Source organism: Parasphingorhabdus sp. (genome assembly GCF_039982415.1).
Lineage (GTDB): Bacteria > Pseudomonadota > Alphaproteobacteria > Sphingomonadales > Sphingomonadaceae > Parasphingorhabdus.
Window position 1 is genome coordinate 186,170 of sequence record NZ_JBDWYL010000007.1, and the last position, 17,095, is coordinate 203,264.

At 51.0% G+C, this 17,095-nt stretch carries 16 protein-coding genes; 11 read left to right on the plus strand and 5 right to left on the minus strand.

The window, feature by feature from the left end:
• Window position 1 precedes the first annotated feature (1 nt).
• Window positions 2-964 (minus strand): Mrp/NBP35 family ATP-binding protein, encoded by a 963-nt coding sequence (locus ABJU74_RS10745; RefSeq protein WP_348384209.1) that lies wholly within the window; start codon window positions 962-964, stop codon window positions 2-4.
• A 149-nt stretch (window positions 965-1,113) separates the two neighbouring features.
• Here ABJU74_RS10745 and ABJU74_RS10750 point away from each other — a divergent pair, with 149 nt between their 5' ends.
• The 5 genes from ABJU74_RS10750 to ABJU74_RS10770 all read left to right on the plus strand — a co-directional run bounded on the left by ABJU74_RS10750 (window position 1,114) and on the right by ABJU74_RS10770 (window position 6,971).
• The gene (locus ABJU74_RS10750; RefSeq protein WP_348384210.1) at window positions 1,114-2,154 is read left to right on the plus strand and encodes a protease modulator HflK; all 1,041 of its coding nucleotides are present in this window, start codon (window positions 1,114-1,116) and stop codon (window positions 2,152-2,154) included.
• On the plus strand, window positions 2,154-3,005 hold the full coding sequence (locus ABJU74_RS10755) for a protease modulator HflC (RefSeq protein ID WP_348384211.1): 852 nt from the start codon (window positions 2,154-2,156) through the stop codon (window positions 3,003-3,005). Before ABJU74_RS10750 ends, ABJU74_RS10755 begins: the two co-directional genes overlap by 1 nt.
• Before the next feature lie 9 nt (window positions 3,006-3,014).
• The gene (locus ABJU74_RS10760; RefSeq protein WP_348384212.1) at window positions 3,015-3,452 is read left to right on the plus strand and encodes a nuclear transport factor 2 family protein; all 438 of its coding nucleotides are present in this window, start codon (window positions 3,015-3,017) and stop codon (window positions 3,450-3,452) included.
• Window positions 3,453-3,750: 298 nt separating this feature from the next.
• Window positions 3,751-5,286 (plus strand): DegQ family serine endoprotease, encoded by a 1,536-nt coding sequence (locus ABJU74_RS10765; RefSeq protein ID WP_348384213.1) that lies wholly within the window; start codon window positions 3,751-3,753, stop codon window positions 5,284-5,286.
• 104 nt (window positions 5,287-5,390) lie between these two features.
• The gene (locus tag ABJU74_RS10770) at window positions 5,391-6,971 is read left to right on the plus strand and encodes a helicase HerA-like domain-containing protein (RefSeq protein ID WP_348384214.1); all 1,581 of its coding nucleotides are present in this window, start codon (window positions 5,391-5,393) and stop codon (window positions 6,969-6,971) included.
• Between the two features lie 39 nt (window positions 6,972-7,010).
• On the opposite strand, the gene ABJU74_RS10775 is transcribed toward ABJU74_RS10770, so the two are convergent.
• On the minus strand, window positions 7,011-7,412 hold the full coding sequence (locus ABJU74_RS10775; protein ID WP_348384215.1) for a thioesterase family protein: 402 nt from the start codon (window positions 7,410-7,412) through the stop codon (window positions 7,011-7,013).
• Window positions 7,413-7,548: 136 nt separating this feature from the next.
• Here ABJU74_RS10775 and ABJU74_RS10780 point away from each other — a divergent pair, with 136 nt between their 5' ends.
• Entirely contained in the window at window positions 7,549-8,259 is a 711-nt protein-coding gene (locus tag ABJU74_RS10780; protein ID WP_348384216.1) for a glutathione S-transferase family protein, read from the plus strand.
• 92 nt (window positions 8,260-8,351) lie between these two features.
• Here ABJU74_RS10780 and ABJU74_RS10785 read toward each other — a convergent pair whose 3' ends face one another.
• Together ABJU74_RS10785 and queF are read right to left on the minus strand one after the other, a co-directional pair.
• Window positions 8,352-9,440, minus strand: coding sequence for a glutathione S-transferase (locus ABJU74_RS10785; protein ID WP_348384217.1), 1,089 nt, complete (start codon window positions 9,438-9,440; stop codon window positions 8,352-8,354).
• Window position 9,441: 1 nt separating this feature from the next.
• The gene (gene queF / locus ABJU74_RS10790; RefSeq protein WP_348384218.1) at window positions 9,442-9,912 is read right to left on the minus strand and encodes a preQ(1) synthase; all 471 of its coding nucleotides are present in this window, start codon (window positions 9,910-9,912) and stop codon (window positions 9,442-9,444) included.
• A gap of 105 nt (window positions 9,913-10,017) precedes the next feature.
• Here queF and ABJU74_RS10795 point away from each other — a divergent pair, with 105 nt between their 5' ends.
• From ABJU74_RS10795 to ABJU74_RS10815, 5 genes are all read left to right on the plus strand, one after another.
• The gene (locus tag ABJU74_RS10795; protein WP_348384219.1) at window positions 10,018-11,406 is read left to right on the plus strand and encodes a hypothetical protein; all 1,389 of its coding nucleotides are present in this window, start codon (window positions 10,018-10,020) and stop codon (window positions 11,404-11,406) included.
• A gap of 68 nt (window positions 11,407-11,474) precedes the next feature.
• Window positions 11,475-13,004: a cryptochrome/photolyase family protein gene (locus ABJU74_RS10800; protein ID WP_348384220.1), complete on the plus strand. Its 1,530-nt coding sequence runs from the start codon at window positions 11,475-11,477 to the stop codon at window positions 13,002-13,004.
• Between the two features lie 142 nt (window positions 13,005-13,146).
• Window positions 13,147-13,983, plus strand: coding sequence for a 3-mercaptopyruvate sulfurtransferase (gene sseA / locus ABJU74_RS10805; RefSeq protein ID WP_348384221.1), 837 nt, complete (start codon window positions 13,147-13,149; stop codon window positions 13,981-13,983).
• A gap of 27 nt (window positions 13,984-14,010) precedes the next feature.
• The gene (gene metC / locus ABJU74_RS10810; RefSeq protein ID WP_348384222.1) at window positions 14,011-15,207 is read left to right on the plus strand and encodes a cystathionine beta-lyase; all 1,197 of its coding nucleotides are present in this window, start codon (window positions 14,011-14,013) and stop codon (window positions 15,205-15,207) included.
• Window positions 15,204-16,499 carry a mechanosensitive ion channel domain-containing protein gene (locus ABJU74_RS10815; RefSeq protein WP_348384223.1) on the plus strand — a complete coding sequence of 432 codons (1,296 nt, stop codon included), beginning with the start codon at window positions 15,204-15,206 and terminating at the stop codon, window positions 16,497-16,499. Before metC ends, ABJU74_RS10815 begins: the two co-directional genes overlap by 4 nt.
• A gap of 5 nt (window positions 16,500-16,504) precedes the next feature.
• Here ABJU74_RS10815 and ABJU74_RS10820 read toward each other — a convergent pair whose 3' ends face one another.
• Complete coding sequence (locus ABJU74_RS10820; protein WP_348384224.1) at window positions 16,505-16,873, minus strand: hypothetical protein; 369 nt, start codon at window positions 16,871-16,873, stop codon at window positions 16,505-16,507.
• Window positions 16,874-17,095: the final 222 nt, after the last annotated feature.

Consider the following 17,095-nt stretch of genomic DNA (forward strand, 5'->3'; position numbering starts at 1 on the left):
CCTATTGGCTATCCAACCATGTCACAAGCTGTTTGGCAATATCATGAAATGCCTTTCCTTGCAGACTATCGGAATAAGCGGGCGGTGATCCGCCGTCGCTCGACTTGCGGATTTCGATATCCAGCGGCACCCGGCCGAGAAAGGCCATGTCCATGGTTTTAGCAGCCGCTTCGGCGCCGCCGGCCCCAAATGGGTCGCTGACTTCGCCGCAATGCGGACAAATATAACCGGCCATATTTTCAACCATTCCGATGATCGGAATTTTGGCTTGCTCAAACAGGTCGACAGCGCGAACCGCATCCATGAGCGCAAGATCTTGCGGAGTGGAAACAATCACCGCGCCAACCGGTTTGTGATTTTGCATCATTGACAATTGCACATCCCCTGTTCCCGGCGGCATATCGACAATCAGCAATTCCGTTTCGCCCCAATGGGCGTCGATCAGCTGTTCCAGCGCTTTACCGGCCATCGGGCCGCGCCAGGCAATTGCCTGACCGGGCTTGGCGAGATGGCCCATGGATAAGACCGGAATATCATATTCATTGGGCACCGGAATGAGCTGCTTGCCTTCGGCTTCGGGACGGCGGCCTTCGCAGTTCAGCAAGCGCGGCTGCGATGGACCATAAATATCAGCATCAACCATACCGACTTTGTAGCCTAGCGCTTTCAGTGCGATCGCGAGATTGGTGGACAGGGTCGACTTGCCAACCCCGCCCTTACCGCTGCCCACTGCGATCAAGCGGCGTTGCACTTTTTCCGCAGTCATCACCACGTCCACTTTCTCCACCCCGTCCAGTGCAAGCAGCGCACCTTTTACGGCAATTTCAATTTGACCGCGATCACGCACATCGAGTCCGCTGACATTCAGAACCAGCGATACGCGCCCTTCATCCTGGCGAACGGCGCTGAAACGGCCTTTAGCGACAGGATCAAGAGCCGCTTCAATCAAAGAAATATCAGTCATTTGCTTCGCATAGTTACACTTTTATCGGATTGACACTGTTTTTCTGCGACCACGCTACCTATAAAGACATAATGGACAAAAAAATTGATGGGCAAACGACCCGAAAAACGTTCTTCGGTGGAAAAACCCTTTTGGGATCAATCTTTAACATGAGCAGCCCATGGGGCAATGGCGGTGGCGACGATGGCGCTGGCGGCAATGGCGGCGGCCCGCGCAATCCGTGGGGCAACCCTTCGGGCGGATCATCGGGTGGCGGCCGCAAAGGCGGCGCAACCTCACTGGAAGAATTGTTCAAGAAAGGCACAGGCGGCGGCTTTAAGGGCGGTATTCCCAAGCGTCCTGGCGGTCGGTCCTGGTGGCCCATTTTCCTTATCGGCTTCATCATTTTATGGGCAGCGCTAACCTCCATTCACCGAGTCAGTCCGCAAGAACGCGGCGTTGTGACCTTTTTCGGATCCTATTCTCGCACCATGCAACCGGGCTTGCATTTCTCCTGGCCAGCCCCGCTGGAACAGGTCATGAAATTGGATGTCGAAGAAATTCGAACCATCGACATCCCCACCGGCGAATCTGAGAAACTCATCTTGACCGGCGATCAAAATATCGTCGATCTCGCTTATTCGGTGCGTTGGAATATCAAATCACCGGAACTATTCCTGTTCCAAATTGCCGAGCAGGAAGAAACCATCAAAGAAGTTGCCGAAGCTGCCATGCGGGCTGCCGTCGCCAATTTCACGCTTGATGATACAATCGGTTCGGAACGGACAGAAATTGAACAGCAGGTCGAACAAAATATGCAGACCTTGCTTGACGGCTATGGCGCTGGTGTCGTGATCCGCGGTATCGCAATTAAAAAGGCCGATCCACCCGCCGCTGTTAACGACGCCTTTAAAGAAGTATCGGCAGCGCAGCAGACCGCGCAGACTTATTTGAACGAAGCCCGCGCCTATGCTCAGCAGCTCACCGCGCAAGCGCAAGGTGAATCCGCTGCCTTTGATAAGGTTTACGAAGAATATCGCTTGGCGCCTCGCGTGACCAAAAGGCGGATGTATTACGAAACAATGGAGCGTGTTTTATCGCAAGTGGATAAAACGATTATCGAAGCAGACGGAGTCACACCTTATCTCCCACTGCCGGAAATAAAGAAACGCGCGCAAGCCCCTGCGCCTCAAGTTGTGGAGGCGAAATAATGGGTAATCTTATGAAAAATCCCGTCGCCCTGGCCGTTATCGGCTTTGGTCTTTTGCTGGTCCTCGTTAATACGTTGATCATCGTACCGGAAACCCGGCAAGGCGTTGTTGTACGTTTTGGTGAACCGGTACGGATCATCAATCGCTATCAAGACAATACCCCCTTTGGCCAGACCGGAGCAGGCTTGCTTCCCAAATTTCCATTTATCGAACAGGTAGAATGGATCGATAAACGCATTCTTGATGTGGAAATGGAACAACAACAAGTGCTCTCGACCGATCAGCTGCGCTTGCAGGTTGATGCCTTTGCCCGCTTCCGGATCACGGATCCTTTGCGGATGTTCATTGCCGCCGGGAACGAAGCCCGGGTTGCCGACGAGCTGCGCCCCATATTGGGTTCCGCTTTACGGAACGAATTGGGTAAGCGGCCCTTTGCTGCCTTGCTCAGTCCGGAACGCGGTCAGGTCATGGACAATATCCGTACCGGTCTGAACCGGGTTGCCCGTCAATATGGCGCGGAAATTGTGGATGTGCGGATCAAACGGGCCGATTTGCCTGATGGCACACCGTTGGAAAGCGCCTATCAACGGATGCGGACTGCGCGTGAACAAGAAGCCCGGACGATCAAAGCCCAAGGCGCAAAACAAGCGCAAATTATTCGCGCGGAAGCAGATGCCAGCGCTGCTCGCACCTATGCGGAAGCCTTTGGCAAGGACGCGGACTTTTATGATTTCTATCGGGCTATGAAAAGCTACGAAACCACATTCCGCAAAGGTCAAGAAGGCGATCCGACATCGTCCTTTGTCTTGTCTCCTGACAATGAATATTTGCGCCAGTTTCAGGGGCGCTAATTACTCTTGATGTCCAATCGCGACCTTGTGAACGCCTATTATGAGGCATTGGCGCGATTGGACGTAGGCGGTTTTGAGGCGCTTCACCATCCTGATGTCGTCTATCATGTATCCGGAAACACGATAATTTCCGGCCGTTATGATAGCTTTGCAGCTCTCAAGACGGTTTTACCGCTGATCTTTGACGCTTTGGACTTTGATCAATTTCAATTTGCCCAAAACTGGAAGATTATGAACGAGGGCCCTGAAGGCATAACCGCGATCATGGAAGCCAAAGGTGTGGCCAAAAATGGCAAACGTTACGATCAGCGCTATGCCCATATATTCACGTTTCGCGATGGCAAAATTGCATCCGTGCATGAATTTTTCGATACCCAATTGGCCAATGAAGCTCTGGATTTTACGGGCAAGCCTGCCTGCCAAACCGACGGTCCATTTGAACTTTAGAGAAGTTTTGTCGAAAATTTCACGGATCAAATGGTGCTTACGACTACAAATGTCGTTTTTTCTGCAGACAGGTGATTTTTTTCGACAAATCAGCACTTTTTGGGTTGCAGATGCCATTTGTCACACCCAGATGTTGATAACGGAGATTAAAAAGACCCATCTTATAGCTGATCTTAACGATTGACTGTGGTAACATTCAAATTCGGTTCATAAATTCTGCGCCAATGATTTATGTAACTTGAAGGATTTTGGTGTCGAATAGAGACTGTCGATACCGGCAAATTGAGAGGAATATATTGTGCGTTACGCTTACGGAATTTCAGCAGCTTTGCTTTTGGCAGGAGGTGCTGCAACATTGTCCGGCATAGGCTCTGCTGGAGCGCAGGTTGCTGCCAATGACAGCCAAGTAATGAGAGCGGCCGCTCCGCGCGCGGGTGCGCCCATGAGCTTTGCCGATTTGACCGAGCAATTGCAGCCAGCCGTTGTCAATATTTCGACAACCCAGCGTGTCCGCGTTCGCAACAACCCGTTTGCCGGCACACCATTTGATGGACTGTTCGGCAATCGCCGTGGCGGTAATAATAATGGCGGTCAAACGCGTCAGGCACAATCGCTCGGATCCGGATTTATCATTTCGGCCGATGGCTATGTCGTGACCAATAACCACGTAGTTGCTCCCGGCAATCGCAACGCAACCATCGAAACGATAACGGTCATCATGCCGGATCGAACCGAATATGAAGCCACATTGGTAGGACGGGATCCTGCTTCCGATATCGCGGTTCTCAAGATCAATGCCAAAAAAGATCTTCCATTTGTGAAATTTGGCGACAGCGAAAGCGCCCGCGTCGGTGATTGGGTCATTGCAATCGGAAATCCATTTGGCCTCGGTGGCACGGTCACCACAGGTATCGTTTCCGCGATCCACCGAAACACAGGACAAGGCGGTGCTTATGACCGTTTCTTGCAAACTGATGCGTCCATCAACCGCGGCAATAGTGGCGGTCCGATGTTCGATCTGAACGGCAATGTCATAGGCATTAACAACGCGATTATTTCACCCACAGGCGGCAATGTCGGCATTGGCTTTGCGATCCCTGCAGAAGTTGCCGTGCCCATCGTTAACACGCTGCGCAAAGGCGAAAAGGTTGAACGCGGCTATCTCGGTGTACAAATCAGTCCGTTGACAGAAGATTTGGCAGATTCACTCGGCCTCAAGAAAAATAGCGGCGAATTTATTCAAAGCGTTGTTCCGGGCGAAGGCGCGGCCAAAGCTGGCATTCAGGCCGGCGATGTAATTGTCAAAGTCAATGGCCGGGCTGTAACACCCGATCAGACCTTGTCTTATCTCGTTGCCAATCTGCCCGTCGGAACGAAAGTGCCGATCGAACTGTTGCGCGAAGGCAAGATCAAGAAAGTCACCGCGACCTTGGGTCAACGGCCTTCTGAAGAAGAATTGGCTTCCAATTTTGATCCGGACGCGGAAGATTCTATGGGTACCGACGAAGATGGCTCCAGCGCCGAAGCAACAGCAAAGGCCTTGGGACTTTCTGTGGTTGATCTCACCCCGACGATTGCGCGTCAAATTCGGGTGCCTTCTTCGCAGAAAGGCGTCGTGGTTTCCACCGTTGACCCTAATAGTGATGCAGCCCGCAAAGGCATAAGACGGACGACGGTGATTATCAGCGTTAACCGCCGCCCGATCAATACGTCTTCTGATTTGGACAGCGCGATTAACGCCGCCAAACGATCGAACCGGGAAGCGGTATTGCTACAGGTCAAACAAGGCGGTCGTGATGCCCGCTTTGTAGCGGTTCGTCTAAACGACGAATAACTGCTCGAAAAAATTGTAACATTAGCAAAAGGCCAGTGTATCGCACTGGCCTTTTTGTTTGGTCAGAGATAGTCTTCTTGGCAGGCATATAAGGGGATTCGGATATGGGTGATGCAAAAGAGATTTTTCTGGGATTAGGCGGCGAGGAACGCCAAAGCCTCAACCTCAAGCGTGCCAATCGCCACGGATTAATTGCCGGGGCTACGGGCACCGGTAAAACCGTCACCTTACAAGGGCTCGCCGAAAGCTTCTCCGCCAATGGCGTTCCGGTTTTTGTCGCCGATGTCAAAGGTGATTTGGCGGGCATTTCCATGGCCGGTTCATCGACATTCAAACATGCTGATAAACTCGAAGAACGGGCCAAAGAATTGGGTATGGAAGACTATGCCTATTCCGATAATCCAGCAATTTTCTGGGACTTATATGGCAAGCAAGGCCACCCCATCCGCACCACCATCACCGAAATGGGTCCGCTTTTGCTGGCGCGTTTGATGGATCTCAACAACACGCAGGAAGGCGTGCTCAATATTGTCTTCCGCTTTGCTGATGAAGAAGGCTTGTTGCTACTCAATCTCGAAGATCTCCAATCCATGCTCGCTTATACGGCCGAAAATGCAAAAGAATTGTCGGCAAAATATGGCAATGTCAGCAAGGCCAGCGTCGGTGCTATCCAGCGCCAATTACTGCAACTGGATAGCCAGGGTGCCGGTCAGTTTTTCGGCGAACCTGCATTGGAGATTGATGATTTTCTGAAATGTGATGATCAAGGCCGCGGTTATATAAATGTGCTCGCGGCAGATCAATTGATGCGCAGTCCCAAACTTTACGCGACATTTTTGTTGTGGCTGCTGGCAGAATTATTCGAAACATTGCCCGAAGTTGGCGACCCGGAAAAACCGAAACTGGTCTTCTTTTTTGACGAAGCCCATTTGCTTTTCGAAGATGCACCCAAAGCGCTGGAAGACAAGATTGAGCAAGTGGTGCGATTAATCCGGTCCAAAGGTGTCGGTGTCTATTTTGTCACCCAAAATCCCGTCGATATTCCCGAAGATGTGGCCGGCCAGCTAGGCAACCGGGTTCAGCATGCTTTGCGTGCCTTCACGCCGCGCGACAAGAAAGCCATTAAGGCGGCTGCGGATACATTCCGGATCAACCCCGAACTTGATGTCGAAGAAGCGATTACCGAATTGCGTGTGGGTGAAGCTTTGGTCTCGACATTATTGGAGGACGGCGCGCCATCGATTGTCCAGCGCACATTGATCAAACCACCCCGTTCACGCCTTGGTCCAGTAACCGCAAAAGAACGCGCGATTATCCAGTCCATATCGCCTTATGACGGCAAATATGACGAAGAAATTGATCGCGCGAGCGCAGAAGAAGTGTTGGCGCAAAAAGTCATAGATGCCACGGAAACCGCAAAAGAGGTCCAAGAAAAAGGCGAAGAGGAAGTCCGCAAAAAACCGCGCAAGACCAAAAGCATGTGGGAAAAAGCCCTGAGCCGTGGATCAAAAGTGGCGATGGGGTCAGCCGCAAGCATTGCCGCATCCACCATGTTGGGCAAGAAATCCCGAGCCAATCCCGTCCGTTCTGGCGTCACTTCTGTAGTCGGGTCCATTGCGACAGATCTTGCCGGGCCAGTGGCCGGGCGATTTGTTCGCAACCTTATTGGCGGGTTAATGCGATAAAGACAAAAGCCTGCGGCTCAGCTTACAAACAGCGGCAGACTAGTCTTTGGGGCCAAAGAAATTGGCGGCAATATCTTTGGCGATTCGCATGGGCCGTAACGTATCGGCATCGACGCAGCACCAGCTGGATTGGACTTCCGCCAAGACATCCTCGCCCCGGCGAATGATCGTGCTGTAAAAGGCGCGGGCGCCATGTACTTTTTCGAGCAGCACTTCAGCAATCACATCATCGTCCAAAAAGGCCGGCTTCCGGTACGTTATCTCATGTTTGAGAGCGACCCACAAATGCGTGGCCACAGCCTCGGATGGCGCAATTTTTTCCCAATGAGCGACCACGGCATCCTGCACCCATTTCAAATAATTGGCATTATTTACATGGCCCATGAAATCAATATCATCTGGGGCAATAGCAATGACATGGTGATGGGGGATGCTGCTCATGTTGCTAACAATAATGTTAGTGAAAGCAGATTGATAGAGGAAAAGTAAAAAAGCGACAGGCCGTTGCGATAAGCAATCAGATGGATTCGCAAAAATGCGATATACAATCTCAAATCAGGCCAGCAGGGAGAGAAAAATGACAATCCGATATTTCCAATTTCAATCGGGATTTGGTGTGCCAAACCCTAGTCCTTTTTGCATGAAGGGCGAAATATTACTCAATATGGCGGGATTGGATTATCAGACGGAAATTATCGAAGACCCTCGCAAAGCTCCGCGCGGCAAATTGCCATATCTTGTCGACGGGGAAACAACCATTACCGATACCGCCCTGATCCGACGCTATCTCGAAGAGAAGCATGACATTGATTTTGATGGGGGTCTGACGCCTCAGCAACGGGCAACGGGGCACGCCATGGCGCGAATGATTGAAGAGCGGCTCTATTGGGTAACCGTTTATAGTCGCTGGATTGATAGCCGCAACTGGCCGACTATAAAGGATTTCTGGTTTGGAACCTTGCCACCGGTCATCCGCACCCTCATCCCCATGCTGGCCCAAAAGCAAGTCAAAGCGGGGCTTCAGGCCCAGGGCCTAGGACGCCATGATCCCCCTGACATCTACGCCTTTGGGGCCGCTGATCTGGCTGCGCTCTCCAACCATCTCGGCGATCATGAATTTATGTTTGGCGATAAGCCCAGCAGTCTTGACGCCATTGCTTATCCGATCATCGTCAATAGCCTGATTACGGCGTTGCCCAGCCCTTTATTGGATGCAGCGCAGTCAAAGGGCAATTTTGCAGGCTATGTCGAACGATGCACGGCGCTTTGGTTTCCCGATCACGCCTGACTTGAGCAGAACGAGATGATCGCACGATCTGCTCAATGCTGGCGCGTAAAATTATTGGATCATGTTTGAGGAACAGACCCTGCCGGCTGCCGCTATTCCAGTAACAGTTTGAACTGCTTAAACGCCAATCTCCGCTCTTGGCGAAAATGTTGGAAATCCACCGCGCCGTCAACCGAAGCCAAGAATTGATCCACGGAAACTTTGTCAACTTCAGACAATTTTTGATAATGATCCAAAGCCCGTTGCAGCATCCACAAACTGAATGGCGGCGCGATGCGTTGCCCGCTCACGCCTTCCATGTTGAAGTCTGTCATGCCCAATGCGCGCGGTATATCTGCGCCTTCATTCGCAGCCGCCCAAGCGCTGAGCATATCTGCAGTTTTCTGCAAAAAGGGCATTTGTTCTTTCATCATGCGCTCCAAAACCGGAATCAAAGTTTCCGGAACCTCATCATCGGCAAGAAATTCGCCGGATAATGGTGCGGTGACATTGACCATACGCTCAACCCATGCCGCAACCTGGGGCGCAAGGCGCTTCATGATTTCACCGGATGCGGGATCTCGATACAGATGCGCATAAAGCGGTCCGATTAAACCATAGTCTCCGATGGACGGCCGAGAACCGAGAAGATAGTCATGCGCCGAAAAATGCTGATCCAAGTCAGCTAATAGGGTTTCATAACTGGCCTCAATCGCTGGTATCGTATCCGCATTAATTCCCAAGATCGGGCAAAAGCCTTTAAAATTTGCACCGCGCTCGCGGCCAATAGCTAACTGTTCTTCTTTACTCGCATCGGGCGCTGCCGTGGCGCCAAATTCGCCATAAACCCATTGCTCATTATAGTTCCAACGATAGTGCATCGCCGGAATAACGAGCCATTCATCACCGAATATTTCCAGCAACAAAGCGACCAATCTCTGTTTTGGACCATCAGGATAAACTGATGGACCAGCCATTGTTTCTTCAAAATGATCAATGATCAACGTCGTGTCCTGAATCGTCTGCCCATCGATTGTATCGAGCACCGGAATAACCGGACGTCCGACTTTCGGAACAATTATATTCTTATAGACCTCGCCGGAAGATAAGACTTCTTCATAATCAATGCCTTTCCAATCCAGATAGGCGCGCGCTTTGCCTGAATAGAGCGACAGCGGCGCTGCGTATAATTTATGCGTCATATCAGCCTCTCCCGCGGTAAGATGGAACATCTTGATCAGGCAACCACAGGCCTTTGGGTGGTTCACCAGTTTGCCAAAATACATCGATCGGAATGCCGCCGCGTGGGTACCAATAACCACCAATGCGCAGCCATTGCGGCTTCATTTCAGTCGCAAGCCGTTGTCCTATGCCCACCGTGCAATCTTCATGAAAGGCCGCATGATTGCGAAAAGAGCCGAGAAACAGCTTTAGTGATTTTGATTCAACGATGGTTTTATCGGGTGCATAATCAATCACCAAATGCGCAAAATCAGGCTGGCCGGTAACAGGACAAAGCGACGTAAATTCTGGAATGGCGAAGCGCGTCAGATAAAGCTCTCCCGTTCGCGGATTGGGTACATAATCCAAAATGGCTTCTTCCGGTGATGCCGGCATGGCGCTGTCCTGTCCCAGAAAGAGCGGCGCAGTTTTTGCTGTGGGATTTTCTGTCATGCAGGTCATCTAATGCACGGGGCAGCTCATGTCATCCCTGCGTTGATATTCATTCATGGTTCAGCGAACCAAGCGACAAACAACCGAGCAGGGTTGCAAAGGGCGATGACAAGATACTGGTTGAGAAAATGGAAGCGCCAATGCGCGCTGGCGACAATAAGCGCGGGGTTCATGGCCTATGCTTCGGCAATGGTCCCTGCCGCTCTGGCGCAAGATATACCGCGGCAACTGCCTCCAAATCCTCCACCGGCATTGCCATCTGTCAGCGAATATTCCTTGCCGCCAGGAGAATCGCAAGAGGCTGCAGAAAATACCGCTGAAGGCCCGGTCGACGAAAACGCCATCCCTCCACAAGCGGTTCCGTCCGTCGCCAAACCATCCGAACTGCGCCCCTTGCCGGTTCCTGATACTCCGGTTCAAACAACGCGGCAGCCAGACATCGCATCGGTTCCGCCATCCAATTCAAGAGAACCAAGGGCCGTCTCTACTGCCGCCACCGCGCCACCAAGCATCACGCAAACAGACAGCAGCAGCTCCGACAATCAAAAGGGTGCCGACGCAGCACCGGAGCAACCAACGCCCGGCTTTTCGACCAATTTTCCGGCTTCCAATACCGATACCCGTGCTGACATGGCTAATGACGAGGCGATTGTTACTTCATCGACCCAAGAGGCAAGAACCGATACAAATACTATTCTTATCGTAGCCGTTTTTGCTATCTTCCTGGTGAGTATGTTGGCAATCTATTTATGGCGCCGCAAAACAATCACAAAACCTCTCATTTTTGAAGAGGACAATCCGGCCCCATCAGGCCCACCCGCATCGACCTCTGATCGAAAGAAAACACGGCCCAAAATCTATTCGCCGCCCGTTCAGGTCACGGATAAAAAATCCGCTCAGGACAAGCCGGGATATGTCACGTCTAAAATTCCAGCCAAACCGGCTCTCAATCCCTCACCAGCTTCTTCTGTTGTCGTACCAAAGGCCGATGTTCAATCGGCAGAGAAAGAGAGTCGCACACCGCTAAAAATGGCCTTTCTCGCTCAAAGCGCATCGTCGACATTGCTCAACGCGGTTCTGGGTTATGAAATCAAGCTGACCAATGAATCCGGGGCTGCCTTAACCAATATTCGTCTGTTTGGGGCGATGATGCAGGCCAATAGCCCCGCTGCCAAAAACGCAGATGAGAGCCTCGAGACATTGCTGCACGAAATCGCAAGTTTGGAAAGCGGAGAGACGCTCGCATTTACCGGTGATATGCGTTTACCGCTCAACGCCATTCGGCCAATTTCGTTTAAATCTCAGGCTTTATTGATACCCTTGACCCGCTTTCGCACCGCTTACTGCATGAGTAATGAAGAACGGCATGAACAGACGTCAGCTTTCATCATCGGTCAGGAATATGAACCGCGCCGGCCGAAAATGGCCCCTTTCCGTTTGGATTTGGGGCCGCGAATATTTGATTCCGTGGGCTATCGCCGTTTGACCGTGTGAATAACCCATTTTGAAAATGTACCAAAGCACATCCTGACAACGGTTAGAAAAATCAGCAGAAGCATCCCATGGGAAAGAAACTGCTTATTCCGATTCTGGGCGATCAACTTTCTTTGGATCTGTCTTCCTTAGAGGGCCAAGATCCGAGCAGCGCGGTTTTGCTGATGATGGAAGTGGCTGCAGAAACCGAATATGTAAAACATCACAAGGCAAAAATAGCATATATTTTTTCGGCCATGCGGCACCACGCCAAAGCGCTGGAAAATAAGGGTTGGAACGTCGATTATGTAGCGCTAGATGATCCGGAGAATCGCGGTAGTTTCAATGGCGAAATTGCGCGTGCCTGTGAGCGACACGATATTGCTTCCATCCGCGTTACCGAGGCCGGTGAGTGGCGTGTCATGGCGATGATCGAGAACTGGCAAGAACAATTTGAGCGACCGGTGACGATTTGCCCCGATAATCGGTTTTTGGCAAGCCATCGGGAATTTGAACGCTGGGCCGCTGACAAGAAGCAGTTGCGGATGGAATTTTTCTATCGAGAGATGCGTAAAAAAACTGGCTTTCTGATGGATAAACAAAGCAAGCCGGCAGGCGGAAAATGGAATTATGATAGCGAAAACAGGAAACCCGCCAAGCGGGATTTAATGGTTCCGCGGCCATTGCGTTTTGCGGCCGACAAAATCACCCAAGAGGTGCTGCAATTGGTCGCACACAAATTCCAAGACCATCCCGGATCTTTGAATAATTTTCACTTTGCCGTGACCAGAGATCAAGCGCTGCAACAAAGAGCGGTTTTTCTCGATCATGCCCTGGCGGAATTTGGCGATTATCAAGACGCCATGCTCACCGATGAACCATTTCTTTGGCATTCGGTTTTGTCGCCCTATTTAAACAGCGGTTTGCTTGATCCTCATGAACTTTGCGCGGAAGTTGCCGCCCTGTATGACAATGGTAAAATACCGCTAAATGCCGCTGAAGGTTTTATCCGACAGATAATCGGTTGGCGAGAATATGTGCGAGGTATCTATTGGCGCGAAGGCCCCAACTATGCCCAACAAAATTTCTTGGACGCCAAACGTCCATTACCTGATTTTTACTATAATGCGGAAACGGACTTGCATTGCCTTTCACAGGCCATTGGTCAAACACTGGACCTCGCTTATGCCCACCATATCCAACGGCTGATGATAACTGGGAATTTCGCGCTAATTGCCGGGATTGATCCCCACGCTGTTCATCTATGGTACCTTGAGGTGTACGCCGATGCTTATGAATGGGTGGAATTGCCAAATACTGTAGGCATGAGTCAGTATGGCGATGGCGGTATTATTGCGTCAAAGCCTTATGCTTCTTCTGGCAACTACATCAACAAAATGTCCGATTATTGCAAGAATTGCCGCTATGATGTGAAGCAACGCACCGGCGAGAAGGCATGCCCATTTAACGCGCTGTATTGGGATTTCTTGGCGCGCAATGAGAATAAACTCAAAGACAATCACCGCCTCGCCATGCCTTATCGAAGCTGGCACAAAATGGGTCGAGAAGTTCAGGATCAACTCCGAGCAGATGCCCAAGCCTTTCTGGACACGCTCTAACTTAATCATTTTTGCAAAAGGCACATAAGCTGTGGATTCCTTCAGCAATGCGTTATAGCCTCAATCTTTGAAACACGAATCGATGTTAATCGCAGATTGAGCTGGAGCTTTTCTCTCCTTCAGCTTGTATAAGGAGCATATAATGGAACTGCTGGTAACCACGGACTGGCTTGCAAACGAACTGGGCGCATCTGATTTGCGCATAGTTGATGCCACCAAATTCATGCCCGATGCCGGGCGCGATCCAGCCGCCGAATATGAAGCCGGCCATATTCCCGGAGCCGTGTTTATGGATCTAAGCGAGCTGACAGATAGCGGAAATCCGGTTGAGAATATGCTTCCCCCGCCAGAAAAATTTGCCAGCAGAATGCAATCTCTTGGCTTGGGCGATGGCAGCCGTATCGTCTTATATGACGACAGCCCTTTAAAGAGCGCGGCCCGTGCGTGGTGGATGCTGACCATTTTTGGTGCCCATGAAGTCGCCATTTTGGATGGTGGCATTGCGAAATGGAAAGCCGAAGGGCGCCCGCTTGAAACTGGCAAAGAAGCCCTTCGTCACCGTCACTTTACCGTGTGGAAAGATGACAAAGATGTACGCGCCAAAGCAGATATGCTGGCCAATCTTCACAGCAAGGAAGAGCAAGTTGTCGACGCGCGCCCCGCTGGCCGCTTTTCGGGTGCTGAGGCAGACCCTCGGCCGGGCATTGCCTCTGGCCATATTCCAGGATCAACCAACATTCCGCATAGTGACTTTTTCAATGCTGATGGTACCTGGAAAAATGCCGATGAAATCAAGGCGTTGTTTGACAATGCTGGGATTGATTTGAACAAACCCGTTGTCACCACTTGTGGATCCGGAATGACCGCAGCCGTGGTCTCCTTCGCCGCTACGGTCGCAGGTGGCGATAAGATATCCTTATATGACGGCAGTTGGTCAGAATGGGGAGCGGACGCGGATACACCTAAAGCAACAGCCTGATGGTTCGACCCGCTATTGGAATGACCTTTGACCGATAGCCCTTCAAAATTCAACAAACCGGCGACCCAGGCTGTTGCCAGCGGGCGTCGAAAAGCGTGGACAGGCGCAGTGGTCAATCCGCCAGTCTGGCGGGCGAGCACCCATTTATACGATAATGTTGCGGCGTTGAAATCCGGGACCCAATCCAACGCGGATGGTAGTTTCTTCTACGGTCGCCGAGGATCTCCAACCCAATGGTCGCTCGCCGATGCAATGACCGAGATGGAACCGGGCGCTGTGGGAACAATGCTCTATCCCTCTGGTGTTGCCGCCATCGGATGCGCCTTGTTGGCGGTACTCAAGCCCGGTGATGAAGTGCTGTTGACCGATAGCAGCTACGATCCCAGCCGCAGCTATGCCGATGCATTTCTCAAGCGCATGGGCATAACGGCGCGATATTATGACCCCTTAATCGGATCGGATATTGCAACGCAATTTTCCGAGAAAACCAAAGCTATATTATTGGAAAGTCCCGGTAGCCTGACCTTTGAGGTGCAAGATGTTCCAGCGATCTGCAAGGCCGCAAAAGCAGAAAATATTGTCAGTTTGCTGGACAACACATGGGCCACCTCTCGTTTTTTCCCGGCCCTAGAGGCTGGGGTTGATATTTCTATTGTTGCCGCCACCAAATATATTGTTGGGCATAGCGACGTTATGATGGGCGCCGCAACGACCCATGATCGATATTGGACTCGGTTGCGGCGGACGGCCCAACAACTTGGTCAGGTGGTTTCTCCCGACGACGCCTATCTTGCCGCGCGCGGTCTACGAACCTTAGAAGTTCGCCTGCAACAACATCAAGCAGCAGCCCTAGTCATTGCCAAATGGCTGCAACAGCGCGAAGAAGTGGGACAGGTCTTTTATCCAGCCCTGCCCAAATCTCCCGGCCATGCCTTGTGGAAAAGAGATTTTAAAGGATCGTCCGGCTTGTTTTCCTTTCAATTGCTTCACGGTGATGAAAATTCTCGAGCCGCCTTCATTGATGCGCTGACGCTTTTCGGCATTGGCTATAGCTGGGGCGGCTTTGAAAGCTTGGCACTGCCTGTCGATCCGGAAAAATATCGTACAGCGACAAAATGGCATATGGAGGGCGCGCTGGTTCGCCTGCATATCGGACTTGAAGATCCTGATGATTTAATCGCGGATCTTGCCAAAGCCTTTGAACACTATAACAACGCTTTATGATGGACAATCTTCTCAACTATCTTGAGTCTCTGGCTCCAGATACACCGCGTAATCTGCAATATATCGAAAGTGGTATCGCGGTTGGACTAGTGACACTGGCCTTGGTTGCTGGTTGGTTCTTGAGCAAATATATTGGCCCCAAGTTACGCCATGTCTGGGAAACTCGGGCAGGATATGAAAGCGAGTTAGCTGGTCGACGCATCCGCGATATGACCAGAAGGGCGGTCACATTTATCCTTTGTGGGTTTTTCCTGTCCATTTGGGAATGGCAGCTGATTCCTCAGGTTATATTTGCCTTGACCATCGCCATTACCATGGGTCTTTTCACCAATGATCTGATCCGCGGTGTGCGGATGCCCGATATGCTCGGCACCGCCATGGGTTTAACCGTTTTCATATCAGCGGCGCTTGGTCTGGTCGGGAATATCGACCGCATCACAATCGCGCTTGAACGGGTCGGCATAGATGTTGGCACCAATCGGATATCTTTGTTGGCGGTTGTCACCACCATTATGACCGCGGTTATCCTACTGGCGGTTGCTCGGGTTTTAATGAAGCTGGTCAGTCACGTCATCAGCAATAGTCAACTGGATGGGGCTCAGAAAGTTCTCGGGCAAAAGCTGGCGACCGTCGCTATTTTGGGTGCAGCATTTGTGCTCGGCCTGGATGTATTGGGTATCGATCTTACAGCTTTGGCCGTCTTTTCCGGTGCCTTTGGTCTGGCGATTGGTTTCGGAATGCAAAAAACAATCGGCAATCTCATTGCCGGTATAATTTTGTTGATGGACCGCTCGATCAAGCCCGGTGATGTGATTGCCGTTGGAGACAGTTTTGGTTGGGTCAATAAAATTGGTGTGAGAGCCGTTTCGGTCCTAACTCGGGAGGGCAAAGAGCACCTCATTCCCAATGAAGATTTGATGACCCGTGAGGTGGAGAACTGGTCTTATTCCAACAAAAATGTCCGGATAAGTATTCCTGTGGGCGTTTCATATAATAGCGACATGGATCAGGTCATTGAGTTAATGAAGCAAGCGTGTGTGGATGTCCCCCGTGTGCTCAACCACCCCAAACCGGTCGTTTGGATGCTGGAATTTGGCGATAATAGTGTGAACTTTGAAATTCGCTGCTGGATCAACGACCCCCAATCGGGCGTCGGCAATTTCAAAGCCGCGGTGCTCAAACGGGTTTGGGACTTGTTCAAAGAAAATGATATCGAAATCCCCTTTCCTCAGCGCGATGTGCACATTCGGTCTTTACCAGAAAAGGGATCCGTTCAAGTTGGGACCAGTTGAAGCGGTTATTTTTGCAACAATCTCAATGTTTGCTGCCCGGACATCTGAATTTCTCTCATCAACCGTTGCGCCGCAATATCAATCTGACTGCGTCCTGCAGAATTGAGATGCAATAAAGCTTTGGCACCCGATTGAGCCATAATCGCCAAATCATCACATCCACGATCAAACCGTTTTCTCGTCATCGGAAAGCTGGAACGATAGGCCGTTTCGATGGCAGCCACATCTTTGAGTGCAAATCCAGTTGAGCCTTTTGTCCCCGCCATATCTGCGACCAAGCCAACCACCGACTCGACGGCCTGCAAGCGCGCAAAGCTCTCCGCAAAGGGATCTGAATGATCTTTTGGTTGTTCGACAGAAGCTAGGTTTGACATTATTCGGCAATAGCCATTCATAGTTAATAAGCCCTAAACGGGCGAAAATCTGCCGGACACACCTCCTGTGGCTGGATTACAACACTATCAAAATATGTCATCCTTACTGTCTTTTTTTGTTGTGCGGCGCAGCAATATATTGCAGATTTTTCGTGCATGTTTTGAGATTGTCTGTCGTTGGCGCTGCTGACGCAATAAAAAGACAACCGGGACAAATTCCAG